This is a genomic window from Aminobacter sp. P4_D5, from assembly GCF_056401815.1.
The window spans coordinates 1-692 of record NZ_JBFUIP010000761.1 but is presented as its reverse complement, the minus strand read 5'-3'; the positions used below and the strand labels follow the sequence as shown (position 1 = coordinate 692).

Sequence of the window (692 nt, the reverse complement as noted above, 5' to 3'; positions counted from 1 at the left end):
GCAAGAGCACCATCTCGCGCCTCATCTGCCGGCTCATCGACAAGACTGCCGGCGAGATCATCTTCGAAGGCGAATCCATCGGCGGCATCGCCGCGCGCGACTTTCACAAGGCCCCGCAGCGCCGCGACATCCAGATCGTCTTCCAGGACCCGACCGACAGCCTCAACCCCCGCTTCTCCGCCTTCGACAGCATCGCCCACCCGCTGCACCGGCTGGCGAAGCTGGACGGCCCGGCGCTGCGCGCCCGCGTCATCGAATGCGCGGAGCGCTCGGGCCTGCCGCTCGGGCTGCTCGACCGCTTCCCGCATCAGCTCTCCGGCGGCCAGAAGGCACGGGTCGGCATCGCGCGCGCCATCGCCACGCGGCCGCGCCTGCTGGTGCTGGACGAGCCGACSGCSGCGCTCGACGTCTCCGTCCAGGCCGTGATCCTGAAGCTGCTGGACGACCTCCGCCGCGAGGAGGGGCTGGCCTTCCTCTTCGTCAGCCATGACCTTAACGTCGTCCGCATGATGTGCGAGCGAACCATCGTCCTGCAGCAGGGACGCGTCGTGGAGGAGGGCCGCAGTGCCGCCCTCTTCGACGCGCCCAGGGCCGACTACACGCGCGAGTTGCTGGCCGCGATTCCGCATTTCGAACCGGAACTGATGGCGGAGGCACCTTGAGTCAGGTTGTTTTGACGGGCGGCATCTGGG

At 68.7% G+C, this 692-nt stretch carries 1 protein-coding gene; it reads left to right on the top strand.

What is annotated here, in order from left to right; genetic code table 11:
- On the top strand, window positions 1–662 hold a 662-nt coding region (locus tag AC1DWF_RS34830), incomplete at its 5' end, for an ABC transporter ATP-binding protein (protein WP_476843038.1).
- Window positions 663–692: the final 30 nt, after the last annotated feature.